Consider the following 26,040-nt stretch of genomic DNA (forward strand, 5'->3'; position numbering starts at 1 on the left):
GGTATTCTCGGCGAATATAAAAAAGGATGACCATTTGGCCATCCTTTTTATCCTCTATTAAGCTATAGCGTGGCAATATGCTCTAACAGGGTTGTCGGTTACATTTTCCAAGTTAATGTTGCGCTGTAATTAGCTGGAGCACCGTAATAGCCTTGAGCCCAATATAAGCTGTTTATGTATTTTTCATCACCGACATTGTAAGCATTAACCGCCAAGCCTAGCTGATCAGTAATTTGATATTTAGCCATTAAATCAATTACCGCATAGGCGTCCTGCTCGGTAATAATCTCAGCGCCTGCGTTGTCAAACCCAGCGGCAACGACACCTTGACTGCGCGAAATATCGTCTTGCCAGCGCATGTTTATCCCGATAGAGAATCCGTCGATTGTTTCAAAGTCGTAGGTTGCGGCAAATTTTAATAATTTATTTGGAGTGTAGGCTGCAACGGTATCGTCACCTTCAATATCAAAGTCGGTGTAACCTATGCTGGCATTTAAACCTGGGTATATCTCACCGGCTACTTCAAATTCAAACCCTGTGCTACTGATCCCGTCTGAGCCGTAGTATGTTTGCATATCAATAGGCAAATCCACCGTGTCAGGGTCGAGTATGGCTATATTGGTTTGTTTTACATCAAAATAGGCTAGGCTGGTAATAAGGCGGCCATTAAATAGCTCACTTTTCACACCCACTTCGCGGCTTTCGCCTGTGATTGGATCTAAAAAGACACCGACACTGTCTTTTTCTGTTTGAGCGACAAAGTTTTCGGTGTAACTGGCGTAAGCCACTAGTTCTGGAGTGATGTTATACACAGCACCTAAATAAGGTATAAACTGTTGATAATCAGCTTGTTGGTCTACCTCGTATGATTCTCCCTCTGCCTGCCAATCGTTGTAACGACCGCCAACAATAAGGTGTAAGTCGTCAACAATGCTAAAGCGACCCGTAAAGTAAGCTGCTTGTTGCTCGCGGGTGACATCACTGCCTCGTAAACCATCAGCAAATGTGGGCATGGGTGTATTGCCGTCCCAGGTGTTGAGATCTGGCATCGCTGGGAAGCCATTACCTGTGGTGAAATCGTAAAGTGAGCTGTCGGTGTAGCTCATTTTAGAATAGTTAACCCCTGCAACCACTTGATGTTCGCGGGCAAATAGGCTGAAGTTACCGTCTACATAAATATCGACTAAATCGCTTTGGTCGTCTAAGTCATATTCACTGCCATAGCCAGTTAAACCTAATTCGGTTTCTTTGTCTGGTGTACCGTAAACATAAAATAACTCAGTGTCTTCATCTGTTGTTTTGTGTGAATAGGTGCCGCGTAGGCGCCAATTATCATTAAAATGGTGGCTAAGCTCTAATACCGTATTGTTTTTAACCACTTGCCAATTAGACCAGTCAGCAGACGTGTTGGTTGAACTATCGTAATTGGTGGCGCTGCCGTCGGTATAAAACAAGGGTAATGCGCCCCAGTTATTACCTGTAGCATCGTTGTTCATGTAACTGTGACTGAGTGACAATGTTGTGTCTTGGCTTAGATTGGCTTCTAAAAAGACATAAACGATATTTTTGTCAGTGTGATAGCGGTCTAAATACGAGTCTTTACTTTGGGTTAACGCAACGGCTCTTGCGGCAAAGGTGTCATTGAGTTTCACCGAGCCATCTGCTTCAAGGCGGGTGTTATTAAAGCTGCCGTAGGTGCCACTTACGCTTAGTTGATTGTCTGCGGTTGGGCGTTTACGAATAAAGTTGATGGTGGCTGACGGATTACCCACACCCGTCATTAACCCATTAGCACCACGGATCACTTCAATGCGGTCATAAATTGCGGTGTCTTCATCGGCGTGGTTATTGCCTGAGGTCAGTGGTAAACCAATACCATCAATTTGGAAGTTAGTGATATCAAAACCGCGAGCGGTGTAATAGGTGCGGTCAGTTTCAATCCGTTCAACGTTTACCCCGGTTGCAGAGTCAAGCGCAGTATTAATGTCGTGGAGTTGAAAGTCTTGTAATTGGGCGTCGGTAATAACTGAGATGGATTGTGGAATATCGACGATGGCTAGGTCTAATCTTGAGGCGCCACTGGCGGAGTGAGCGTTGTAACCCGCAATATAGCTGCCTTTCACTTCAATTTTTTCAATGTTTGCGGTTTTGATTTTTTGATTTTCGGTTTCAGTTTCATTTGCGATAGCATACTGACTTAAGCTGATGGCGCAGAGTACAGCCAAGCTAATTTTATTTAATTTCATGGTGTTATCATCTTCAACGGCTATGAACTAGTCCTTGTTCTGTTATAAGTAATTATGTTTAGCCAGGATGATACATTGGATCGTAATAGAAATCATTATCATTTACATTTTATGGGTTTTGTAAAGAATAACTTTTTTGAAAGGGTGACTAGAATGTTTTGTTGACAAAAACGGCGCTCAAAGGCGCCGTTATTTGTGGTAAATACGAGTGATTAATCGATTAAATCATACTGCTCGCGTAATACCTTAATGATGTCAGCTTTTGGGTTCGCAGGCAGTGCAATGCTGCGACCTGTGATTTTTTCAGCTACACCAGTGTAAGTGCGAGATACGTTCATCATGGCTTCAAGTGGTAGGTCATTATCACGTGCAAGCGCTTCACGCTCAGGCATTCTGTCTTTATTTAATAAAATGTCGGCATCGTCAAAATGGTTTAATAAAAACTGGCGGAAGCCTTCTTTTGAGTTTTCTACAATTTTACCGTCGCGGTAAGCTGGGCCATCCCATATACGTGACGAATCTGGTGTGCCAACTTCATCCATGTAAATCAGTTTTGATTGACCGTTTTTGTCATTCACGTAGCCAAATTCAAATTTAGTGTCGACAAACACCTGATCAAGCTTGGCTAAGGTGTCTGAAATGACTTTAAAGCCTTGTTTGAGCAAGGTTTCGTAAAGGTCGATATCTTGCGGCTTTTCAAAGCCGAATGCCTGGTAGTTGGCTTCAATGTCGCTGCGGCTGATGTTAACGTCATCTTGTGCAGGCACGCCAGGAATACCGGTTAAAATGCCTTTGGTTGATGGGGTTATTAGCAGTTCAGGTAATTTTTGATCTTTGCTTAAGCCTTCTGGCAAGGTGATGCCACAAAACACACGTTCGCCTTTTGAGTAAGCGCGCCACATTGAGCCAGTAATGTATTGACGACAAATGGCTTCCACCTTAATTGGGCGGGCTTTTTGTACTATCCATACAAATGGGTGTGGAATATCTAAAATATGGCTGTCAGCTAAACCGTTTTCAGCAAATAAGCCAAACCAGTGATTTGAAATCGCATTTAATGCCGCGCCTTTACCCGGAATGCCTTGCAAGTTTCCTTCACCATGAAAAATACAATCAAAGGCTGAAATGCGATCGCTGATGACCATAATGGCCAGTGGCGTGTCTGCAGGGACATCATATCCTTTATCGCGGATCAGGCGACGGCTATCAGTATCGGTTAACCAGTAAACGCTGCGAACTTTGCCACTGTGGACGGGTTTGTCGGTACGGATGGGTAAATCATTGTTCACAGCAAGAACGGAATCAGCAAGACTCATGCGAGTGTTCCTTAGGTAGTAGGGCACATAGGTTTTTTATGGCGGCTATTTTACCTGTATTAGCTGGATTTGCCACGCGAAAAGGGCATGCTGAAATAGCCTTTTTTGTTATGCGAACAATCAACGGTGTTAGAGGCGCATCTTGGTAAAGACTTTGTATTGGCTATCGGGCAAAATCTATCTCCTTAATCGTGTGCGAGTAAATATCAGTGACAGCAGAACAACAAAGTGCCAATAACCGTTTAGGGCTGATATTTGTCTCTATTGCGGTGTTTTTCTGGGGCATTTTACCAATAGCGCTAAAATTATCTGGCAGTTTTATTACCCCAGTGACCTTGACTTGGTTTCGTTTTTTGATGGCGCTTGTGGTGACGTTACTCATTCAATGGAAAATAGGCGCACTACGGCAATTTGTTGGGCTTCCCCGTGCTATTTGGGTAAAGCTGACATTGGCGGGTGTGTTGCTGATGTGCAATTACGTGTCGTTTGTGTATTCATTGAGTTACTTAGCCCCAGGCACTGCACAGCTTAACTTTCAAACTGCGCCCTTCTTTTTAGCTTTTGGTGGGGTGTTATTTTTTAAAGAACGTTTTAATGCCTTTCAGCTTAGCTGTTTTGCCACACTTGCCCTTGGTATGTTGATGTTTTTCCATCCGCAACTCGATATGGATCAAGCCCGTGATGAGCAAGTGCTAATCGGTATTATGATTGTGCAGTTTTCGGTGATGTCGTGGACCAGTTATGCGCTATTACAAAAGTCTGTTAGCCAGCGAATATCGCCTAGCAATGTATTGCTCTTTATTTATGCGCTGGGCATTTTGGTCATGGCACCCTTTAGTGATTTTAGTCAGTTTGACGCCATGACATTACCCCAATGGTGGATAGTATTATTTTGCGGTGCTAATACATTAATTGCCTATGGCTGCTTTGGTCAGGCAATGCATTATTGGCCAACGGCGCAAGTGAGTGCAATGTTGTCATTAACACCTGTGTTGAGTTTTACGGCGACCGAACTTGTGGTCAGTTTAGGCTGGTGGGGCGGGGTATTTAGCAGTGCCAATATCGATTTATTATCATTGATGGGCATTGTATTGATTGTATGCGCAGTATTTACGGTGCAAATTGTGCCCATGTATCAAAAGCGCAAACAGGCTAAAGCGTTCAGGACGGTACTGTAATCAGGATTATTACTAGGGGTCGCTTCGCTGCAAGAGCGGACTGCGCCTTGCTAGAAATGATAACAAGCGCACTATTACTCTAGAACCTAGCAGCGTAGCGCTCTAGAGTCTTTACTATTAAAGCAGAAAACAAAAATGGAGCCGTTAGGCTCCATTTTTTGTGTCATTCAAATGAATGATTAGCCATTGTCATGTGGCTTACGTGGACGACGCTCAGCACCAGCTGGACGGTCACCGCGTGGACGATCACCACGAGGGCGGTCACTGCGAGGCTTACGTGGCGCACCACGGCCAGAATCAGCAAACACTTCATCACCGGCTTCACGGATATTTAATGGGCGGCCACATACACGCACCTTTTTAAGGTGAGCAAGAATGTCTTTTGGCATGCCATCTGGTAAGTCAACGGTAGTTACTTGGTCGAATAATTGGATTTGACCAATGAAACGGCTGTCGATGTTAGCTTCGTTAGCAATCGCGCCAACAATGTTACCCACGCCTACGCCATTTTCACGACCCACATCGATAACATAACGGTTCATTTTAACGTCTGGGTTATCTTTTAATGTGTCTGCGCTACCAAAGCTGGTAGGAGCTGGACGGCTGCTGCGATCACTACGCTCACGACGTGGACGGTCGCTATTGCGGTCACCACGATCACTTCCACGATCACTGCGCTCATCACGTGAATCACGTTGACGTTCAGTAATGTTTGGTAACTGTAGCGGACGCTCTTGCTGCACTTGTTGTAATAATGCAGCCGCTAGTAAGTCGGTGTCGACTTCAAGCTGTTGGCATAACTCAGCTACGGCGTTTTTCATGAAATCTAAGTCGCCGTTTAAGGTTTCTTGGATTTGCTCACCTAAACGAGATAAACGACGCTCTGCAACAGTCTCAGGGCTAGGTACCTTCATTGGAGAAATACGGCTGTTTGTTGCACGTTCGATAGTGCGTAACATACGCATTTCACGATTGGTCACAAACAAAATTGCCATACCGGTACGGCCAGCACGACCAGTACGACCAATACGGTGTACATAAGCTTCTGAATCGTAAGGAATGTCGTAGTTTACTACGTGACCAATACGTTCAACGTCTAAACCACGGGCTGCAACGTCAGTTGCAATCAAAATGTCTAGTTTGCCACGTTTTAGCTGATCAACAGCACGCTCACGTGCTTGTTGGTTCATGTCACCGTGTAGTGGTGATGATGCGTAACCGCGAGCTTCTAATTTTTCGGCTAATTCAACACAGCTGTTACGTGTACGAACGAAAATGATAATACCTTCAGTATTTTCAACTTCTAATACGCGTACTAACGCTTCAAGTTTGTTGTGTTGAGAAACTTGCACAAAACGTTGGTCAATTGACTCAACAGTCGTGTGGCTTGCAGCAATGCTGATGTTAACAGGGTTGCTTAAATGCTTGTTTGCTACGCGCTTGATTTGCTCAGGCATGGTAGCAGAGAACAACGCAAGTTGGCTGTTAGCTGGCTTATGTTCTAGTACCCATTCGATATCATCGATGAATCCCATTTTTAACATTTCATCAGCTTCATCAAGCACTAATGCTTTTAATGAGTCTAATTTAAGTGTGCCACGACGCATGTGATCCATTACACGACCTGGTGTACCAACAATCACTTGCGGGCCACGCTTAAGGGCGTTTAACTGTTGTTGCATGCTTTGACCGCCGTAAATCGGCAGTACGTGGAAGCCTTTCATGTGTTTTGCATAGCTACCAAAAGCTTCTGCAACCTGAACGGCTAGTTCACGAGTTGGAGCCAACACTAAAATCTGTGGAGCGTTGATTTTCATGTCGATTTTGTTTAGTAAAGGCAGGGCGAATGCACCTGTTTTACCGGTACCGGTTTGCGCTTGACCAATAATATCTTTACCTGCCATAAGCGGGTCGATACTGGCTGACTGGATTGGCGTTGGTTTTTCATAACCAAGCTCGTCGAGTGAACGCAACAAATACTCAGACAGGCCGAGTTCGCGGAAAGTTCTTTCATTGGATGACATTGAGTTGTAGCCTTGTGGATGCGCACGAAGTTCGGAAGCTCGTGCTAAAGTTTCACAGACAGAAAATCAACCCCGTGTCGATTTCCCGCGCCGATAAGGGGGCATATTATAGCAGCAAGTATGCGATTTGACCACGGAAAAACTGAAAATAAACATTAATTTGCCGATTATTCATTAAGATTGGCCTGATTCTTGATTTGTAGTGTTTATTAATTGTTTGAAAAGTGAACGATTATTGGGTTTGTTCTGTGTTTAGGGGGATTGCGTGAGGTTATCAATACTTAGCAGTTGATATACGGTTTCGACCACGGCAACAATAAAATCGGTGTCTAATGTGTCTGGCGTGTCATCTTCGGTGTGGTATTGCGCATGTGGCGGCACACCAAAATATACCCATTTATAGCCCGCTTTGTGGAAGGGATAATGATCAGATGCTCTTAACCAATCGGTTTTTTGTAAGCGTCCGCTAAGTAAACTACTGCGATGTGTGCGAATGCATAATTGTGTTTTTTGCAGCAGTTGCGCCCTGATGGTTTCAAACAGCGGCAGGTTTTTTTCACCTTCCATGTATATGGCTCTGCGTCTATTAGGGTGGCCAATCATGTCTAAATTGACGCTTAACTCGACTTCTATCATGGGGTCATTTTTCAGTAACTCCACCAGAGCATAACTGCCAAATAATCCAGGCTCTTCGGCATCGGTAGCAACGACCATCAGGTTAATGTCATTGAGTGGCGCTTGTTGCCAACGCTGCGCAATGGCTAACATACCCGCAACGCCAGAGGCATTGTCGTCTGCGCCTGGATAAAACTTGCTGCCTTTTTGGCCCAAATGATCGTAATGGGCCGTGATGATCCGCCAACGTCGTGAAGGGACTTTTGCCGGTATTGTGGCAACTAAATTAGTGCCAGTAATGGTTGAAAATTGGTGTTCAAATGTAAAGGGAATGGCAAAGCTGTCGTGCCAGGGTGTCAGCCCGAGTTGCTTAAATCGTGCAATCAAAAATGTTTGCGCAGCGTGAGAGCCAGATGTAGCAGTTTTACGCCCTTGAAATTCAGCAGAAGCCAGTTGGCTGATATCGTGATGTATTTGCTCAGTTGCGTCAGGCCAAGTGGTGGTAAATGCGGAGGAGCAATCGGGCAAGTGGGAGCTGCAACCGCTGGTTAATATGAGTGATAAAAGCAACCCAACCACCCGATAACGAGTAAGAGGCATGAACATATTGGCACTCCTCTTTGTTATGGGTGGATGGGAACATAAGCCTACTTTTTCGCTTTTGTTTGTACTTTTACTTTGTTTTTAGCACGTTGCTTATGGATAGCAAGCATCGGCTTTAAGAATCGAGCGGTATGTGACTCAGGGTGCTCGGCAACATCTTCTGGGCTGCCAGTGGCTAAAATCATTCCGCCGCCTGAGCCGCCTTCTGGGCCTAAGTCTACAATCCAGTCTGCGGTTTTAATCACATCTAAATTGTGTTCAATCACCACAACAGTATTGCCATGGGACTTTAAACGATGCAATACATCTAACAATAGCTGAATGTCTGCAAAGTGCAGGCCGGTGGTTGGTTCATCTAAAATGTACAAGGTTTTACCCGTGTCGCGTTTAGAGAGCTCTTTTGCCAGTTTAACTCGCTGCGCTTCACCGCCAGACAGGGTAGTTGCACTTTGGCCCAGGCGAATATACGACAGGCCGACATCCATTAGCGTTTGCAGTTTGCGTGCAATTGATGGGATGGCATCAAAGTAGCTGCGCGCATCTTCAACGGTCATTTGCAGCACTTCGTGAATGTTTTTGCCTTTGTATTTCACTTCCAAGGTTTCGCGGTTATAGCGCTTACCTTTACATGAGTCGCAAGGCACATACACGTCTGGTAAAAAGTGCATCTCAACTTTAATTAAGCCATCGCCTTGGCAAGCCTCACAGCGTCCGCCTTTAACGTTAAATGAGAAGCGGCCCACTTGATAACCTCGGGTACGCGACTCTTGTGTGCCGGCAAACAACTCACGTATTGGGGTAAATATACCCGTGTAAGTTGCTGGGTTTGAGCGCGGCGTGCGGCCAATCGGGCTTTGGTCGATGTCGACAACCTTGTCGCATTGTTCCATGCCTTTAATGCTTTTATAAGGAGCAGGTTCGTCGACCGTGGCACCATTTAGCATGCGATGGGCAATTTTAAAGAAGGTGTCGTTAATTAGGGTCGATTTACCTGAGCCAGACACACCTGTAATGCAGGTGAACAGGCCAATTGGAATGGTGAGATCGACATCCTTGAGGTTGTTACCCGATGCGCCAAATAGTTCAATGACTTTTTTAGGGTCCATTGGCGTGCGCTCGTCGCTGATGTGAATTTGCTTTTTGCCAGAAATATACTGGCCAGTGACCGACTCTTCACAGTTAAGAATATCGTCTAAGGTGCCGTCGCAAATCACTTCGCCACCGTGTACACCAGCGCCAGGGCCAATGTCGATAACATGATCGGCAAGGCGAATGGCGTCTTCGTCGTGCTCAACCACAATCACGGTATTGCCTAAGTCACGCAGATGAATAAGCGTTTGTAATAAACGTTCGTTGTCGCGTTGATGCAAACCAATTGAAGGTTCATCCAATACGTACATTACGCCTACTAGGCCAGCGCCAATTTGGCTGGCTAACCGGATCCGCTGTGCTTCACCGCCCGACAAGGTTTCGGCTGAGCGCGATAAGCTTAAATAGTTAAGTCCCACGTTGACCAAAAAGCCTAAACGTTCGCTGATTTCTTTTAAGATTTTTTCGGCAATTTGTGCCCGTTGGCCCTCAAAAGCGACAGTATCAAAGTAGGTTTTGGCTTCGCCAATGGACCAGGTGGTTAATTGCGGCAAGTTAAGCTCGCCAATAAACACGTTGCGGGCTTCTTCGCGTAGGCGTGAGCCACCACAGCTTTTACAAGGCTGCATATTAATAAATTTAGACAGTTCGTCGCGCACCGAGTTGCTTTCGGTTTCGCGGTAACGCCTGTCCATGTTATTTAAAATGCCTTCAAACGGATGGTTACGCACTACCACGTCACCACGGTCGTTAATGTACTTAAAAGCAATTTTTTGTTTGCCTGAGCCGTACAGGACAATCTTTTTCACTTTGTCGCTGAGTTCAGCAAAGGGCTTTTCAACGTCAAATTTGTAATGCTCTGCCAATGAAGTGAGCATTTGAAAGTAATAAAAGTTACGTCTGTCCCAGCCTCTTACCGCGCCACCTGCTAATGATAATTCGTCGTTGGTGATCACCCGCTCTGGGTCAAAAAATTGTTGTACACCTAAACCATCACAGGTTTGGCAAGCGCCAGCCGGATTGTTAAACGAGAAAATGCGCGGTTCAAGCTCGGCCATCGAATAGCCACAATGCGGACAGGCAAAGTTTGCCGAAAACACTAATTCTTCGGTTGTTGAATCGTCCATGCTGGCGATTTTTGCAATACCGCCAGACAACTCTAATGCGGTTTCGAACGACTCTGCTAAACGCTGTTTTATGTCTTCACGCACTTTAAAGCGGTCAACAACCACTTCAATGGTGTGTTTTACATGTAAATCTAATGTTGGCGGATCGGTCAAGTCGCATACTTCGCCGTCAATACGGGCGCGGATGTAACCCTGGGCCGATAAACTTTCGAGCAGTTTAACGTGCTCACCTTTACGGTCATTTACCACAGGTGCCAGCAACATTTGGCGGCTGTCTTGTGGCATTGCCAGCACTTTATCAACCATTTGGCTGACTGTTTGTGCCGACAAAGGTAGGTTATGCGTTGGGCAGCGTGGCTCACCGACACGGGCAAACAGCAGGCGCAAATAGTCGTAGATTTCGGTAATGGTACCGACCGTTGAGCGCGGGTTATGCGATGTTGATTTTTGCTCAATTGAAATGGCAGGGCTTAAGCCTTCGATATGATCGACATCGGGCTTTTCCATCAAACTTAAAAACTGGCGCGCATAGGCCGACAAGGATTCGACATAACGCCGCTGGCCTTCTGCATACAGGGTATCGAAGGCTAAAGATGATTTTCCGGAACCAGATAATCCAGTAATAACAATGAGTTTGTCACGTGGGATTGTTAGATTGATGTTTTTCAGATTGTGGGTGCGGGCACCGCGTATTTCAATTTTATCCATCTATCTCGCTCTATGACTTGTGTAAACAAAACGGTGATCAGTATCGCACAGTTATGGATCTACTTCAGATCAATTTTGTTATTAATGGTGTTTATACGCAGTAAATAAGGATCAAGATTAGTAAATGATGAACTAAATGAAGCATAGGTCGCAAACTACGATTTCCTTTTGAGCTAATTTATTACGCTGTGATAATATGCGCAGCTAATCGTTTTACGAATCATTTTCAAAGGGCAATTGCATGGCCAGTAATGGACTGTCGGGTATGGAAAAAAAAGTCGCGTTTTCGTTAGCCAGCGTGTTTGGTTTACGAATGATGGGGCTGTTTATGATTATGCCTGTCTTCGCGTTGTATGGTCAGCACCTTGAAGGCTTTTCACCGTTGTGGGTGGGCATTGCAATTGGTGCTTACGGACTTACTCAAGCAGTATTGCAAATACCAATGGGGATTTTGTCAGACAAGTACGGCCGTAAGCCAGTTATTTTGGCGGGCTTAGTATTATTTGCCATTGGCAGTTTAATTGCAGCCTCATCTGATCATATATATGGTGTGGTATTTGGCCGTGCGGTTCAAGGTATGGGCGCTATTGCTGCAGCCGTATTAGCATTAGCTGCCGACTTAACTCGCGATGAACAACGCACCAAAGTGATGGCCGTGATTGGTATGTGTATTGGTTTTTCATTTGCATTATCGCTGCTTGTTGGGCCGATTGTGGCGCAATATATGGGGCTAACGGGGCTGTTTTTATTAACTGCAGTGCTTGCCATTGTAGGCATGTTAATTGTGCAGTTTTTTGTACCTAACCCCATTAGCCAGGCGCCCAAAGGCGACACAGTGGCCACTCCGACTAAATTAAAACGCATGCTGTTAGACCCACAGTTGTTTCGTTTAGATGCGGGTATTTTCATTTTGCATTTGGTGTTAACCGCGGTGTTTGTTGCGTTACCGCTAGATTTAGTGGACGCCGGTTTAGTTAAAGAAAAACATTGGATGCTGTATTTCCCAGCGTTTATTGGTGCGTTCTTTTTAATGGTGCCGTTAATCATTATTGGGGTTAAGCGTAATAACACCAAAACCATGTTTCAGTTGTCGCTGTTGATTATGATGTTGTCATTAGCAACTATGGGTATTTTTGCTGACAATATTTGGATGTTAAGCGCAGCAGTGGTGTTGTTTTTTACCGGCTTTAATTATCTTGAAGCCTCGCTGCCAAGCTTAATTGCCAAATTTTGCCCTGTGGGCGAAAAAGGCTCTGCGATGGGCGTGTATTCAACCAGCCAATTTTTAGGTGCTTTTTGTGGTGGTATGCTTGGTGGTGGTGCTTATCAATTAGTGGGCGCCTCTGGGGTGTTTTTTGTGGCCCTTGGGTTGATGTTTGTGTGGTTGTTATTAACCTTTGGCATGCAAAAACCTGTGTTATTAAAAAGTTATACCCTTGAAGCCAATATAAAAGATAAAAACGATGCCCAGGTGATGGCCACTGAGTTATCGCAATTGGCCGGAGTAGTCGAAGCCATTGTGGTGCTTGAAGAAAAGGTCGCTTATTTAAAGGCCGATGATAAATTCAATTTAAGCGAAGCCCGAGCTGTGTTAGGCTCTGTACAATAGATCGTGTAGATCATTTCAGTCGTATTCAGATTAAGCAAATTTAGATTAAGTAACAGATAAAATCTCAGGAGATTTCGATGGCTAGTCGTGGTGTGAACAAAGTAATTTTGGTCGGTAACTTAGGTAAAGATCCTGAGGTTCGTTACATGCCAAACGGCAACGCCGTAGCCAACTTTACTATAGCGACAAGTGAGTCGTGGAAAGACCAACAAGGTCAAGTGCAAGAGCGCACTGAATGGCACAATATTGTGATGTATCGTCGTCTTGCTGAAATTGCTGGCGAGTACTTAAAGAAAGGCTCGAAAGTGTATCTTGAAGGTAAATTGCAAACCAGCAAATGGCAAGATCAAGCTACTGGTCAAGACCGTTACAAAACCGAAATCAACGCCATGGAAATGCAAATGCTAGACAGCCGCAATTCTGGTGATAATGCCGGTGGTCAATATAACCAAAACGCCAACCAAAACGCTTATAACTCAAACCAAGGTCAGCCAGCTCGCCAAGCACCAACTGCAGCGCCTCAGCAACGTGCGCCTCAGTACAATAACCAAGCTACACCTGCTGGCAATACTAATACTTACCAGGGTCAGCCTAATGCTGGACAACAAGGTGGTTATCAGCAGTCGGCTCCAGGGCAACAAGCGCCAGCTTACACACCTAAGCCAGCGGCTCCTCAGGGTAACTTCCAACCGCAAAATGCACCAGCTCAACGCCCAGCGCCACAGCCTGCACAAAACTTCACCCCAGATTTGGATGAAGGTTGGGATGACGATATTCCGTTCTAATTTACAGTATATCCAATTATGTAGATAAAGCTGTTAACGAAAAGCCTTGGCATTAATGCCAAGGCTTTTTTATTTAATATGATTGTATTGTTGAGCTTTCATCTTGATTGCTTAACTTATATCAATCAGCACAAGAATGATCACTTATTTATTCTGATTGGTAATTAGTGCACTTTTAATGGTGGTTTTTAAGTTTTGCATAAAGGTTTTAAAGTGCGGCATAAACTCAACAAATATTGGATGCTTGCGGTTTTGTATCATTAACGGCCCCAGTAATCGCAATGCAACACTTAATCGAGCGGCTTCTCGATCGGGGAGTTCGCTGCCTATTTTAAGGTTTTCGACGAGTTTAAATAGATCTTCGCGGTCTTGAAATTCAAATTGTAACTGTTGAAGGCATTGCTGGGTGTCGTCGAGATGTTCAACAGTAATACGGTATTGGTTATCTTTGCTCATGAGGAATTCCTCTGACTAACTTTTTAAAAAACGTTCAATTTTAGGTTTGATGGTTAATGAGGTGATGATCATTAACGTTAGGCCCAGTGGCAGTGCGGCGAGTAGTGCCTCTAGCCAGTGGTTAAACAATGAGGCTTGGCTGCTAAAACCAATATTATTAATGGCGGTAGAGAGTGCCATTGCCGACTCCATTGTGATTGCCATAAATAAACCGACAATAATGTTGCGCTTTTTTTCGTTGGTGTTGGGTAACCATTTTTCAACGAAATGTGTTAACAAAGCCATTAAGATAAATCCTGCCGGCATCACAGTGACTGCAGCAAACAAAAATGACATTAACCAGTCATAAAAAAATGTGTCGCTGTAACCTAGGTTGATGTAAGTCATTACGCCAATAAGCGAGCCACCCATAAAGGTCATCATCGCGAGTACAACGGCAACTTTATAGATTATTGGCGTTTTCGTTGCACTGATACTGGGTATTGGCAAAATCGGTTGTGAATGCATTGTGTTTCTCGAAGGATTAAAATGGTGCTTCATGTTGATAAAGTCAACTATATGTATTTATGTTGACTATGTCAACTAGTTTGTTGGTTGTAGAAACTGTGTACACGAGGCTCGTACGTATGGTTCTGTGAGAGCGATGAGGCCTTAAGGTGACATTTGTCATCTTTGATTGCTGACAAAGTGCACTACTGCATAATGAGTGTTTTGTTGATAATTAATTCATACCAACAAGGAGGCTTTATCATGCAATATAAATCATTGGATCAGCAGTTAATTGAATACCGTCAACAACGTGCATTGGCGATGCCATTATCTGGCATGATTGTTTGGAGTATTTTATTTGCTTTAAGCTTTATGTTACCTGCCTCGCAAATGGTAATGGCTATATTTATTGGTACGGGCTCAATTGTGTATTTGGCTATGGGAGTCTCTAAGCTAACGGGGGAAGACTTTGGTTTTAAGAAAGCGGCTAATCGTAATTGGTTCGACAATGTGTTTCTTGCTGCAGTAGGAATGAGTTTTTTAACCTTTGGCATTAGCATTCCATTTTTTATGGAAAATTATCTTGCGCTCCCTTTTGTGTTAGCGATTCAAACAGGGTTAATGTGGCTAGTGCATGGCGTGATCGCCGCGCAAAAAATTGCCATTGTACATGCTATTGTCCGCACCATTGCCTGTGTTATTGCCTTTCAATTATGGCCTGAACTTAGCTTTCAAATCCAACCGTTAATTGTGGTGTTGTGTTACGGGTTTACTATTCCGGTGATGGAGTCGCATTGGCGCCAGCAACAAAAAATGGAGTTGAGTGTTTAGTAGCGACTCAGCAATAGTTTAAAAGGGCTTATAACTGAATAAATAGTGTTTTCTGGCGAAGTTATGCAACGCAGTAAAAAATATTATTGAACAAAAAAAGCCACAGCAACATGCTGTGGCTTTACTGATACTCGCAAGTCAGTGAATACTCGAACGATTAGTGCTTTTTAGAATATTTTGCTGCTTCTTCACCCGCTAGGCGACCAAAGGTGATGATGTCTGAAATCGCATTACCGCCTAAGCGGTTGGCGCCATGCACGCCACCTGTGACTTCACCTGCGCCGTATAAACCAGGGATTACCTGTTTTTTCGCGTTCATCACTTCAGCTTTCGTATCTATCATCACACCGCCCATGGTGTGGTGTACACCAGGGGTGATCTCGATAGCGTAGTAGTTACCTTCGTTTAGTGCGCGTGGTAGGTTAGGGCGATCAAAGTCGGTGTCTTTTCCACTGGTAACTAAGCTGTTATAGCGCGCAACGGTTTCTGTTAATGCTTTGCCGTCAATGTTTTCCATTTCAGCTAATTTCATTAAGCTGTCTGCAGATGGTGCTACGCCTAGGCCCACATACTGGTTAATTTTAGACAGTGATTTACGTACAGAGTCATCAAAAATCAGGTAAGCGGTTTTACCGGTTTGCGCTAAAATAGCCGCTGATGCTTTATCACGAGTGGTGATCTCGTTAACGAAGCGTTTACCTTCTTTGTTAACTAAAATGGCACCGTTACCTCGCACCGCTTCAGTGATCATTACCCCGCCTTTTACTGATAATGTTGGGTGGGCCTGAATGTATTGCATATCTTTTAATGCACCGCCGGCATTTTCGGCTACATCTAAACCATCACCTACAGCACCTGGTTGGTTAGTAGAAATAAAGCCTTTTAGTGAAGGGTCAAGTTTAGAGACCCGTTCATTATTTTTAGCAAAACCACCCGTTGCTAAAATAACTGCGTCTGCTTTTACCCAGTAGTAGCCTTTGTACATGCCTTTTACCAGGATACCTTTAACTGCGCCTTTATCGTCTTTAAGCACTTCAATGCCGCGGGTATTCATGCGTAAGTCTATGTTACGTTGTACCGCATTATCGTAAAGTACTTGTACTACATGAGCGCCTACACCAGCGCCACCAGTTGGACGGTGTGAACGGTTAACAGATGCACCGCCCATCATGCCAACGTCAGTTAAGTCAGCGCCCATTTGGGTCATCCAATCAACAGAGCCTTTAGAGTGCGAGCTTAAAATGTTTACTAAGGCTGGGTCGTTAATCTCTCCGCCGCCTTTCATTGTGTCTTTGTACATTAATTCTGCGCTGTCTTTAATGTCTTTGGCTTTTTGTTGATCTGTCCAGGCTGCGTTCATGCCGCCAGCCGCTAACTTGGCATTACCGCCAATCACCGGTTCTTTTTCAATTAAAATCACCTTAGCGCCATTGTCATGGGCAGCTACGGCTGCTGAGAATCCCGCACCACCTGAGCCAACCACTACAACATCAACTGTGTCTTTTGGCTCACTGGCAAGTGCAGCCTGACGTTCTGCTTTGTCTTTTGCTAATTCGGCAATGGTTGGTTCGTCACGCTGCCATTTTTTAGCATATGGCATGTTAAAGTCGAAGCTATGGCAAGAGTCGCAATACACCATCGATTTTTCGTGAGCGCTATGGCATGAGGTACAAGCGACCTCACCTGGAAAGTGGGAGGCATGTGCATTGTAATGTTCATGTTTTGTGGTTTCGGCCACTTCTTCTAAAGTACCGTGACAGGACACACATTGCGCGTTTTCATAGGTTAGGCTGTCATTAGATAACTCGCCGTCTGGGGTATGGCAGCTATCACACTCCTGATTTTTTGCATGGAATTCAGCTAAGTTGTCAGCTGCGATTGCATTGCCCATTAAGCCTGTTGCGCCCATTAGTGTGGCAAGGCATGCTGCTAATTTCATCTTTTTCATTTTGATTCCCCTCTCCAGTCTTTAGTGGTGATTTACCCTTGTAACGACAGAAGCTTTTTGGTTGTGTTAACTAACCTATAGCGAGGCTGAAGCGTGTGTCATTTCACTTTATCAATAGGTTGTAATGCTGTGAGTTGTTCAGCTATGTTTGTTGTTCACATTAAGCTTTGCCTATAAGGTTAAAACCAGCAATGAAATAGCCCATATCGAGTTCAGAAATGACAGCTAAATCACAAAATTTAAAATGAACTATGCACTCACGCATAGCTATAAAGAGGTATATGCAAATTTGCATAGGAAGATGGAGGGCAAGGTCACATTGAGTGTCATCATGAGTTTGGGTTAAACGTATTTATTACATGTTGATTTGCTCATATGCGCAATGCTGCACAGTTTCAAATAAGCTAAATCGGTAACATTGGCGCATGAAATTGATATTTTTTGTGCTCTTTTTGTTTACTCTGCCAGTGCTGGCGCAAGACAGCATTGTCTTTGGTGTGCACTCAAATACCGCCCCTTTAGAATGGCGTAATAATGGAGTTGATCAAGGCTTTAATGTTGAGCTTATGGATAGAATTGGTCAACTGACGAACACTCGCATTATTGTTAGGCGTAAGAGTTTTCAGCAGTTACTCACCGATGTGCACAATCCAAACAGCGACATTGATGTGATAGCCGTTGTGAGCCCTGTTAATATGGACCGTAAGTTAGCGCAATCAGACCCTATTTATGCCACTCATGCTAAGGCGTATACCTTGCAAGATGAGGCGTTAATTAACAATTGGGCCGATTTAGTCGGCAAACGGGTGGCGATAAAAAAAGGTGCTTTTGTTGATGTATTCATCTCAGACAAGCTACAAAAATTTGAGCGGGTCGATGTTGATTTATACGAGACGGGATTTCAATTACTGATTAAAAACCAAGTCGATGTGGTGATTGCCGAAAGCTTTGTGGCGCGGCGCTTAATGCCAATGTATCCGTCGGTGCGCAGTTCAAGTGATGCATTAATTTACGGGGCATTCAATTTTGTTGCCAATGGCAGTAAATCCGAGCTGATGTATCAAATTAATGAGGCACTGAGACAACTTAAGTTATCGGGCGAATACGATCAATTGGTCAATAAATGGTTTGGCACCGGGCGCGAAAAAGTGGATTTAACCTTTACGGAAAAGCGTCTATTTGCCCTGGCAATTGTGGTTGCCATTATTTCAGCGGCTGGCCTTATTTACACTGGGTTTATAAGTGCTAGTTTGCGTCGTCATGCAAAAGCGTTAGATGCTGAATTAATACAACGTAAACTGATTGAGGCTGAAATATCTGAACTGTCACAACAATTTCAATCTGTGCTTGATGGCATACCCAATGGCGTGACTATCGTTAACCAAGCGTTACAACATTTATGGAGTAACGACAACAATATATATTTGTTAGATTCAGACGAGTTTTACTATATAGACAACGATGCTTTTGTGCTTAAAACCGCAGTGATGGATGTGTTATTAAACCAAAAATCGCTTATTGCAGATATGCGTTATCAGCAGCAATTTTGGCAGTTACAAATTCATCCCATAGCCCAAGACCAAGTGGTTATGTTACTTGAAGAGTCAACCGAGCAACACAGATTACGTCAGGCAAACGAAGAGTCCAGTCGTTTAGCATCGCTAGGTGAGTTATCTGCAGGTATTGCCCATGAAATTAATAACCCAACTGGCCTTATCGTCCATGCTGTGTCGTTATTTAGTGCAGCGATGAAAGATTTAGCACCCGCAGCAATTCATTATCAAAAACAAAATCCGTTTTGGTTAATCGCCGGGCTACCGCCTAATAATGCCATAGAAGAGTTGCAATACAGTTGTAATTCTATTGAAGAAGGCGCTAAACGTATTAGCAGAATTGTGAATGACTTAAAGCGTTATGCTATGCCGTATATTGCCGATGAATATACGCAGGTGTGTCTTAATGATGTGGTGCAAGTCGCGCTGCGTTTAACGGCCAACCAAACCAAATTTTATCAAGTTATCACCCAGCTAACAGAGCAACGCCCCTGTATTAATGGTGATGCTCAACAGTTACAACAGGTGCTAATTAACCTTATTCAAAATGCCTGTAATGCTTGTCCTGAACAGCAAGGCATTATTGAAATTGAAACCCGCATTCAAAATACTACTGCCATATTAAGCATTTGTGATAATGGTTGCGGCATGGATAGCGCCACATTAAAAAGAATAACTGAGCCCTTTTTTACCACTAGACGCCACGAGGGCGGCAGCGGATTAGGCTTATCTGTTTGCAGTAAAATTATTAAAGAACATCAAGGTGAAATGCAAATACTGTCGAGTGTGGGTAACGGTACCCGCATTCACTTAACGTTTGCCTTAGCAAAAGAGTAACCAATGAAACTTGCCCGAAATATTTTGTTAGTCGACGATGAAGCTGCGTGGTTACGCACATTAGCGGTTACCTTAAATCGATTAGTGCCTGAGGCCGAAATTGACACTTGCATTGACAGTCGTCAGGTACAAAACCGCTTACAGGTTGGCGATTATGCTCTCGTATTAGTTGACCTCACTATGCCATTTCATTCAGGCGAAGCACTACTGGCGATGATCCGCAGTGATTTTCCGAATACTCGAGTCATTATTGTTACCGGGGTTAACGAAGTCGACACCGCTGTGCGATGTATTAAAAATGGCGCTTATGATTATTTTATTAAAACAGATAATGTAGACAATCTTGCTCGGACAGTTCGCCGTGCACTCGAGGTGGTTGGTCTTGAGCGTAACTATCTTAATATTAAAGAAAAGTTTTTAAGCCGAACGTTAGACAATCCGCAAGCATTTAATAATATTTTAACCTGCGAGCCGCAACTCTTAGATCAATTTCGCTATCTTGAAGCCGTGTCTGGCAGTGCTGAACCACTGCTTATTATTGGTGCGAGTGGCACAGGCAAAACTGAATTTGCCAAATTTTGCCATGCGCTCTTCAGCCCAAATGAACCTTTTATAAGTATCCATTTAGCCAGCATGAGCAGTGAGATATTTGAGCAAAAAATGTGTGGTCAGCTGTATCATCACCACAACGGAGAGCTTGACGCTGTTGCGGGTTTGCTGCATCAAGTAGGCTCTGGAGTGCTGTACCTTAACGATATCGATGCCTTGCCGCTCGATGCTCAGGTTAAGCTGCTTACCTTATTAGAAACCAAACAATACTATCCTTTAGGCAGTGACACTGCTTACCCAGTAAAATGTAAATTTGTGGTATCCACTCAGGATGATTTACTTAAACTTCACCAAGCGGGTAAGTTTAGAAGCGATCTGTTATATCGCTTGCGGACTCATAAAATTAAGTTACCGACGTTAGCCGAAAGGCCGTTGGACATTGCAATGTTAATCAACCATTTTATTGTGCTCGCTGCTACAGAAATGAAGTTGCCTGCACCTATTCAACCTACTGACTTAGCAAATAAACTGTCCAGTTATGATTTTCCTGGGAATTTGCACGAACTCAAAAGTATGGTGTTTGATGCAGTAAGCAGAAGTGATGGTGTTGCGCTTAATACCTCAGCTTTTATGGTAGCGATTAATGAACACAAATCATTAACCGCGACACCACAAGACCGAATGATTTTTCCTAAACAGCTGCCGACCATTGCCCAAATGAACCAGGCATTGGTCGATGAAGCCATGAGTCGCACTGCTAATAACCAAACCGCGGCAGCACAACTGTTGGGGATCAGCCAAAGCGCCCTGAGCCGGCGTTTGAAAGGGGGGTAATGTTTATTTACTTGCTAAACTATTAAGCTCGCTATTTTTCGCCTGTGTGTTTGTCGCTAATGCTTGTGTTTGCTCTGTCAGCCAGACTTTTAGCTCTTCTAAGGGCATTGGCCGTGCAAAATAATAACCTTGGATGTGATGGCAACCTAGCTGAAGTAACTTTTTCACTTCGACTTCAGTTTCTACGCCTTCTGCAATCAGGTTCATGCCTAATTCGTGGCCAATATTGATAATATTTTTTACCATAACATGATCATCTTGCCTTAACGGTACAACAAAACTGCGATCAATTTTTAAGGTGTCAAAGGGTAAATTTTTTAGGCGCTCAAGTGATGAGTATCCTGTACCAAAGTCATCTAAATGAAATTTAAATCCATGACTTACCAGGTTTTGCATGGTGGGCAATATTTCAGTTTCGGATTCAGCAATCATGCTTTCAGTAAGCTCTAAATGTAGCGCCGAGGGCGGTAATTGATATTTTGCAAGGCACAGGAAAATATCTTCTGTGAGGTCTGAATCCCTAAACTGCCTTAAAGACAGGTTCACATTGCATTGCAGATCGGGGTATTCAACACGCAATTCTTGTAGTGCCGCGCCGACTTTATCAAACACTTGACGGCCAAGTTTTGTGATCATTCCAGATGTTTCTGCAATGCTGATAAACTCATCTGGCGGAATTTGTTCATTGCTTAATTTCCAGCGAGACAGCGCTTCCAAGCCAATAACACGCCCATTTTTTGCATCTAAAATCGGTTGAAACCAAATATCTAACTCTTGATTATTTAAGGCTTCTCGCAATGCTTGTTCAAGCTGCATGCGACGCGATACGATATCAAGGAAATTCACTTTAAATACTACAACTTGGTTTTTACCTCTGCGTTTTGCTTCATACATGGCCAGATCGGCATTACGAATCACATCTTCTTTCGAAAGCGTATATTGAAGCGAAGCGAGCCCAATGGATGCGCGTAGAGTGAGTTTATGATTGTCATATTCAAACGACTCTGCAATTTGCTTGAGTAAGTGTTCTGCAAACGGTTGAGCTGCCTCTGGTGTGGTGTTTTCTAATAAAATAGCAAATTCGTCACCACCCAAGCGAACTACTGTGTCATCAAGCCGAACGAGTGAAGTCATTCTTTGGGCAATTAGTTTTAAAATATAATCCCCGGCAGCATGGCCTAAGCCATCATTTAGTAATTTAAAACCATCAAGATCGAGTAACAGTAATGTGCTCGAAAACCGAGTATTGAGCTCGTGTTGGCGCATGTTGATGTCGAGTTGTGCGTGCAATAGTCGTCGATTGCCTATACCGGTTAGAGGATCGTGATGTGCTAAATGATGCAAATCATCATGCCTAACTTCCACTTCGGAAATAAATTCATTTAGCGACTGTGCAAGATTGTCTAATTCATCGTGACCATTAACTGGCCAACGAACGGCTGAATGGGGCGCTTGTCGATATTGGTCTGCAAGGTCCGAAAATATATGCAGTCGGTTTAATACTTTAAAATATACAATCCAATAAAGACCAATGAGTGATACCAGGGTTACACCTATTACGCCAAATAGTAATAATGTGAAGGTGAGGTCCCGTTCTGCCTGCAAGTGAGTCCCGCCTTGCACCTGTATTTTTGCAGCCAACCCAGCCAATGTTTGCGTGGCGTGCCATTGGGCCATAGCATCATTTTGATGCTCGATTGACGTGATTGATTGTGTCGTAGTTGGGCTTTCGATCAAATCAAAGGGCACAAGAGCTGATGAGCGTAAAATAGTCAAAAACGAATCGTCTAACAGACGGACAAAAAACAAATAACCGCTTGTAGGTGCATCTTTGTAATTGTTGGTAATGGCGACACCAGAAAGTAAAACACCAATATGATTATGCCAAACAATCGTACTGGTTACGGTCGATTGATTAGGCGACATCAGCGAAGGTAATACTGGTTTCAGCGCTGCCCATAAATCCTCAGGCATCGAGATTAAACTGCCAGCTTGAGCCATCACTGGTGCTGTGACTGTGTTGCCATCTATATGAGTCACAATAACACCATCAACTTGAATATTTTCAAGTGCCTCTGGAGGAAAACTGTCCTCGATGTAGGTAGGATTATTACCACGAACAAACCGGTCAGTGTCGTCCCAATGGGCATAATCAATCAGGCTTGCTTCAAAGGCCAAATTATTTTGCTCAATGACACTGTTCACGCGCACCAGTTGTTGTTCGTAAAATTTCACATCAAAATTATCAAAACGCGAATTGATTAGGTGGGTTGAAATCCAGAGAAAGCATGTACCAGCAATGATCAAAAGCACTGTCATTGAATAGAGCATCCAACGGCCAATACTGTTAGTCATTGTGTGATTTTTTGCTTTTGCCATACAGCCTCAATTGGAGTAACAATCAGCCAGCGAACCTAATAATCTAGAATAGGTTAAATTTTAAAAATTAGAAATATAATCAATAGGCAAAAGATCAGCGCTAGAGCATATTGGGTAAAACTTACCCCTTATTACTTACTAAGATTAGAGACAATAATCGCGCATTAGGTGTTTACCTTAACCCCTCCTTAACCTGCCCATCGTTATGCTAGTGCCATTATGGTGTTATACACACGTTTTAAGGCGCAAATTATGATGGTAAAACCGGCTTTACGTAACGCAATGCTCGCGCTGATGGTGTCGAGCCTTTTAGGCTGTAGCAGCGTTGATTATGCCAATTATAGTGACCAGGCGAGCCAAACTGAGGCAGATTTTAGCCAACGCTTATTGGCGCAGCTATTGGCAGAATCACAGCAAAGTGATACCGAAGCATCTTCACCCGTTGCTATCGCGACATTAACCGACCTTGTTAACGTGCCAGAATTACAGCAATTTATTACTACCGCACTAGCAAACAACCCGAGTTTGCAGCAAAGCGTTGTGGCGTTAAATATGGCCTACGCTCAGCACGGGATCACCTCTGCAAGTCGTTTACCCTCGGTTGATGCGGGCTTTAGTGGCTCAGCAACAGAAGACAGTGACGACAGCTACACCACCGACATTACCGTAAGCTGGGAATTAGATTTATGGCAGAAAATTGCTAATAGCAGTCATGCTGCCCTAAAAGACATTGCAAGCTCACAAGCCAGTTTACAAAGCGCCAAAGATTTAGTGGCTGCAAATGTGATGCGCAGTTGGTTAGACATTAGCTTACAGCAGCAATTAGTGGCCATAGAAACACAACGTTTAGCGGTACTTGAAAACAACCAAGCACTGATTATGGCGCGTTATCGTGTAGGTTTAGGCAGTTTAGAAGACCTTGATAACGCCAATACCAGCGCGGCTAGTACGCGCGCAACATTAGCGAGTTACCAAGAGCTGCTTGCCCAAAGTCAACGCGACTTAACCTTGTTAACCGGGCAATGGACCGGTGAAGAGTTAGCCGCCGATATCGCCGCGAAATTTCCAGCCGTCATCAACCCAATTAGTGTACTTGGTGAGCAAAATCTTGGCCGCCGTCCAGACATTAAAACCGCATTTTATAATATCGAAGCAGAATCATTACGTACCGATGCCGCTTATAAAGCCATGTTACCGTCTATCAGTTTATCGGCCAGTTTAACCGATGTTGCGCAGTCGCCAAGTGACGCACTGCTTACTGGGCCACTGTGGAGTGTACTTGGGCAGTTATCTGCACCGATATTTCAAGGCGGAAAGTTGAAGTCGCAAGCCGAATTAGCACGCTTAACCACTGAGCAACATTACTGGATTTACCAAGAAACCTTGCTTAACGCTGTCAACGAAGTTGAAAACAGCGTAGGCCAAGAGTATTCACTCGCTAAACAGCAACAATATTTAATCGAGGCACAAATGAGTGCTGAGCGAAGTGTTGTGAGTTACGAAGAAAAGTATCGCCAGGGTTTGGTTGATATTTTCGATTTACTCACAGTGCAGCAGCAAACCTACGATATTGAAGCGCAGCTTGCCACCACCATTTATAACCGTCTTGTTAACCGTATTGATTTAGGCCTGGCATTAGGTCTAGGGGTATCCGCATGAAACTTAACCGTATGAACGTTATTGTCACTGTATTGTCTGTGGGCAGCATTTTTGCAGCATTAGGTTATACCGCCTCTAAATTACCGCCAGCGCCTAATAAAAAACCACCTGTAACTGAAGCTCAGGTCAAACCGCAAGAGAACGTGGCTCCCGCCACCTTACTTCCTCAAGTTGGAGTGGTACTTGCCACTGGTGAGGCCTATCAAGCAGAAGTGATTGGTTTTGGTGAAGCCAAACCGCGCTTTGAATTAACCTTAAGCGCAGAAGTGAGTGGCAAAGTGATTCTGATTGATCGTCAATTTGAATCAGGCCAGGTGATCAAAAAAGGCACAGTGCTAGGCAAAATTAATGACACCAGTTACCAGCAAGCATTAACCCAAGCGCAAACCGATGTCGCGCAGGCAGAACTTGATTTATTAGAGGAGCAACGCGAAGGCGAACAAGCTAAAGCTGAGTGGCTGCGTTCAGGTTTATCTGGCGAGCCAGCGTCACCGCTGGTATTACGTACACCACAATTAGCCCAAGCAACTGCTGCATTAGACAATGCCAAACTTGCACTTAAAAAAGCCAAGCAAGACCTAGCGTACACCCAAATTACCGCGCCATTTGATGCCTTAGTGGTTAGCCGTGATGTGCAGCCAGGTAGTTATGTGCAAACCGGCACGCTGCTTGGCACCTTATACAGTGTGGCTGAAGTCGAAGTTAGCGTGCCTTTATCGGAGCAGCAATGGCAAACCTTACCGGCGTTTGACAATGCAGAATTGGCTAAAACGCCATGGGGTGTCACGGTAGAAAGTGCCGATGGTCTTAAACAATGGCGCGGCTATATAGAGCGAGTTGAACAGCATTTAACCCAAACAAGTCGCCAACGTTCATTAATTGTGGTGGTCGACAACCCATTAGAGCAGCAATCTGATCTGTACCCCGGCACTTTTGTTAAAACACGGATTAACGGCCAATCGATAGACAATTTATGGCAATTGCCTTCGTCTTCTATTTCACAGCAAGGTGATATTTGGTTTGTTGATGATAACGGTTTATTAGCTAAGTCTGCTGCCAATATTGCGTTCGAGAAAGGCGGTTTTGTTTATGTGACACCGATGACAAATAAGCAAGACATGCCAGCCAAAATGCAAATTGTTAAACGACCTTTAAGCAGTTTTAAAGTGGGCACCAAAGTGCTTGCTAAGGTAGAGGTGTAAACC

At 44.0% G+C, this 26,040-nt stretch carries 17 protein-coding genes; 8 read left to right on the forward strand and 9 right to left on the reverse strand.

The window, feature by feature from the left end; all coding sequences use genetic code 11:
* Nucleotides 1-98: 98 nt before the first annotated feature.
* Together K8B83_RS04390 and K8B83_RS04395 are read right to left on the reverse strand one after the other, a co-directional pair.
* On the reverse strand, nt 99-2,246 hold the full coding sequence (locus tag K8B83_RS04390) for a TonB-dependent siderophore receptor (protein ID WP_188739610.1): 2,148 nt from the start codon (nt 2,244-2,246) through the stop codon (nt 99-101).
* Between the two features lie 212 nt (nt 2,247-2,458).
* Nucleotides 2,459-3,562 carry a phosphoribosylaminoimidazolesuccinocarboxamide synthase gene (locus K8B83_RS04395; RefSeq protein ID WP_188739609.1) on the reverse strand — a complete coding sequence of 368 codons (1,104 nt, stop codon included), beginning with the start codon at nt 3,560-3,562 and terminating at the stop codon, nt 2,459-2,461.
* Nucleotides 3,563-3,771: 209 nt separating this feature from the next.
* Between K8B83_RS04395 and K8B83_RS04400 the strand changes: the two genes are divergently transcribed.
* Nucleotides 3,772-4,740, forward strand: coding sequence for a DMT family transporter (locus K8B83_RS04400; RefSeq protein ID WP_188739608.1), 969 nt, complete (start codon nt 3,772-3,774; stop codon nt 4,738-4,740).
* 179 nt (nt 4,741-4,919) lie between these two features.
* On the opposite strand, the gene K8B83_RS04405 is transcribed toward K8B83_RS04400, so the two are convergent.
* From K8B83_RS04405 to uvrA, 3 genes are all read right to left on the reverse strand, one after another.
* Nucleotides 4,920-6,764, reverse strand: coding sequence for a DEAD/DEAH box helicase (locus K8B83_RS04405; RefSeq protein WP_188739607.1), 1,845 nt, complete (start codon nt 6,762-6,764; stop codon nt 4,920-4,922).
* Between the two features lie 252 nt (nt 6,765-7,016).
* The gene (locus tag K8B83_RS04410) at nt 7,017-7,985 is read right to left on the reverse strand and encodes a M28 family peptidase (protein ID WP_223419227.1); all 969 of its coding nucleotides are present in this window, start codon (nt 7,983-7,985) and stop codon (nt 7,017-7,019) included.
* A 41-nt stretch (nt 7,986-8,026) separates the two neighbouring features.
* Nucleotides 8,027-10,906, reverse strand: a complete 2,880-nt coding sequence (gene uvrA / locus K8B83_RS04415) for an excinuclease ABC subunit UvrA (protein WP_223419229.1) — start codon at nt 10,904-10,906, stop codon at nt 8,027-8,029.
* 241 nt (nt 10,907-11,147) lie between these two features.
* Here uvrA and K8B83_RS04420 point away from each other — a divergent pair, with 241 nt between their 5' ends.
* Together K8B83_RS04420 and ssb are read left to right on the forward strand one after the other, a co-directional pair.
* The gene (locus tag K8B83_RS04420) at nt 11,148-12,515 is read left to right on the forward strand and encodes an MFS transporter (RefSeq protein WP_188739604.1); all 1,368 of its coding nucleotides are present in this window, start codon (nt 11,148-11,150) and stop codon (nt 12,513-12,515) included.
* A gap of 77 nt (nt 12,516-12,592) precedes the next feature.
* Nucleotides 12,593-13,300: a single-stranded DNA-binding protein gene (ssb, locus tag K8B83_RS04425; RefSeq protein WP_188739603.1), complete on the forward strand. Its 708-nt coding sequence runs from the start codon at nt 12,593-12,595 to the stop codon at nt 13,298-13,300.
* A gap of 144 nt (nt 13,301-13,444) precedes the next feature.
* On the opposite strand, the gene K8B83_RS04430 is transcribed toward ssb, so the two are convergent.
* Entirely contained in the window at nt 13,445-13,756 is a 312-nt protein-coding gene (locus K8B83_RS04430; RefSeq protein WP_188739602.1) for a DUF3861 domain-containing protein, read from the reverse strand.
* Nucleotides 13,757-13,771: 15 nt separating this feature from the next.
* Entirely contained in the window at nt 13,772-14,263 is a 492-nt protein-coding gene (locus tag K8B83_RS04435; protein WP_188739601.1) for a DUF2798 domain-containing protein, read from the reverse strand.
* 243 nt (nt 14,264-14,506) lie between these two features.
* Here K8B83_RS04435 and K8B83_RS04440 point away from each other — a divergent pair, with 243 nt between their 5' ends.
* Nucleotides 14,507-15,076: a DUF7010 family protein gene (locus K8B83_RS04440; protein WP_223419230.1), complete on the forward strand. Its 570-nt coding sequence runs from the start codon at nt 14,507-14,509 to the stop codon at nt 15,074-15,076.
* A gap of 157 nt (nt 15,077-15,233) precedes the next feature.
* Here K8B83_RS04440 and K8B83_RS04445 read toward each other — a convergent pair whose 3' ends face one another.
* On the reverse strand, nt 15,234-17,024 hold the full coding sequence (locus K8B83_RS04445) for a flavocytochrome c (protein ID WP_223419232.1): 1,791 nt from the start codon (nt 17,022-17,024) through the stop codon (nt 15,234-15,236).
* A gap of 425 nt (nt 17,025-17,449) precedes the next feature.
* On the opposite strand from K8B83_RS04445, the gene K8B83_RS04450 reads away from it, so the two are divergent.
* Together K8B83_RS04450 and K8B83_RS04455 are read left to right on the forward strand one after the other, a co-directional pair.
* Nucleotides 17,450-19,414 (forward strand): ATP-binding protein, encoded by a 1,965-nt coding sequence (locus K8B83_RS04450; protein WP_223419234.1) that lies wholly within the window; start codon nt 17,450-17,452, stop codon nt 19,412-19,414.
* Nucleotides 19,415-19,417: 3 nt separating this feature from the next.
* On the forward strand, nt 19,418-20,797 hold the full coding sequence (locus tag K8B83_RS04455; RefSeq protein ID WP_223419235.1) for a sigma-54-dependent transcriptional regulator: 1,380 nt from the start codon (nt 19,418-19,420) through the stop codon (nt 20,795-20,797).
* A 3-nt stretch (nt 20,798-20,800) separates the two neighbouring features.
* Here K8B83_RS04455 and K8B83_RS04460 read toward each other — a convergent pair whose 3' ends face one another.
* Nucleotides 20,801-23,176 (reverse strand): bifunctional diguanylate cyclase/phosphodiesterase, encoded by a 2,376-nt coding sequence (locus tag K8B83_RS04460; RefSeq protein WP_223419237.1) that lies wholly within the window; start codon nt 23,174-23,176, stop codon nt 20,801-20,803.
* A gap of 252 nt (nt 23,177-23,428) precedes the next feature.
* On the opposite strand from K8B83_RS04460, the gene K8B83_RS04465 reads away from it, so the two are divergent.
* Both K8B83_RS04465 and K8B83_RS04470 read left to right on the forward strand, forming a co-directional pair.
* Entirely contained in the window at nt 23,429-24,835 is a 1,407-nt protein-coding gene (locus K8B83_RS04465) for a TolC family protein (protein ID WP_188741195.1), read from the forward strand.
* The gene (locus K8B83_RS04470; protein ID WP_188741194.1) at nt 24,832-26,037 is read left to right on the forward strand and encodes an efflux RND transporter periplasmic adaptor subunit; all 1,206 of its coding nucleotides are present in this window, start codon (nt 24,832-24,834) and stop codon (nt 26,035-26,037) included. Before K8B83_RS04465 ends, K8B83_RS04470 begins: the two co-directional genes overlap by 4 nt.
* Nucleotides 26,038-26,040 lie beyond the last annotated feature (3 nt).

This window comes from Shewanella inventionis, from assembly GCF_019931735.1.
Taxonomy (GTDB): domain Bacteria; phylum Pseudomonadota; class Gammaproteobacteria; order Enterobacterales; family Shewanellaceae; genus Shewanella; species Shewanella inventionis.

Excerpts from the sequence above, each read along its gene's own strand:
- K8B83_RS04410 (WP_223419227.1), bottom strand. The coding sequence starts at position 7,985 with ATGTTCATGCCTCTTACTCGTTATCGGGTGGTTGGGTTGCTTTTATCA.
- K8B83_RS04450 (WP_223419234.1), top strand. The coding sequence starts at position 17,450 with ATGAAATTGATATTTTTTGTGCTCTTTTTGTTTACTCTGCCAGTGCTG.
- K8B83_RS04440 (WP_223419230.1), top strand. The coding sequence starts at position 14,507 with ATGCAATATAAATCATTGGATCAGCAGTTAATTGAATACCGTCAACAA.
- K8B83_RS04455 (WP_223419235.1), top strand. The coding sequence starts at position 19,418 with ATGAAACTTGCCCGAAATATTTTGTTAGTCGACGATGAAGCTGCGTGG.
- K8B83_RS04435 (WP_188739601.1), bottom strand. The coding sequence starts at position 14,263 with ATGCATTCACAACCGATTTTGCCAATACCCAGTATCAGTGCAACGAAA.
- K8B83_RS04445 (WP_223419232.1), bottom strand. The coding sequence starts at position 17,024 with ATGAAAAAGATGAAATTAGCAGCATGCCTTGCCACACTAATGGGCGCA.
- ssb (WP_188739603.1), top strand. The coding sequence starts at position 12,593 with ATGGCTAGTCGTGGTGTGAACAAAGTAATTTTGGTCGGTAACTTAGGT.
- K8B83_RS04420 (WP_188739604.1), top strand. The coding sequence starts at position 11,148 with ATGGCCAGTAATGGACTGTCGGGTATGGAAAAAAAAGTCGCGTTTTCG.
- K8B83_RS04395 (WP_188739609.1), bottom strand. The coding sequence starts at position 3,562 with ATGAGTCTTGCTGATTCCGTTCTTGCTGTGAACAATGATTTACCCATC.
- K8B83_RS04405 (WP_188739607.1), bottom strand. The coding sequence starts at position 6,764 with ATGTCATCCAATGAAAGAACTTTCCGCGAACTCGGCCTGTCTGAGTAT.
- K8B83_RS04460 (WP_223419237.1), bottom strand. The coding sequence starts at position 23,176 with ATGGCAAAAGCAAAAAATCACACAATGACTAACAGTATTGGCCGTTGG.
- K8B83_RS04430 (WP_188739602.1), bottom strand. The coding sequence starts at position 13,756 with ATGAGCAAAGATAACCAATACCGTATTACTGTTGAACATCTCGACGAC.
- K8B83_RS04390 (WP_188739610.1), bottom strand. The coding sequence starts at position 2,246 with ATGAAATTAAATAAAATTAGCTTGGCTGTACTCTGCGCCATCAGCTTA.
- K8B83_RS04465 (WP_188741195.1), top strand. The coding sequence starts at position 23,429 with ATGATGGTAAAACCGGCTTTACGTAACGCAATGCTCGCGCTGATGGTG.
- K8B83_RS04470 (WP_188741194.1), top strand. The coding sequence starts at position 24,832 with ATGAAACTTAACCGTATGAACGTTATTGTCACTGTATTGTCTGTGGGC.
- uvrA (WP_223419229.1), bottom strand. The coding sequence starts at position 10,906 with ATGGATAAAATTGAAATACGCGGTGCCCGCACCCACAATCTGAAAAAC.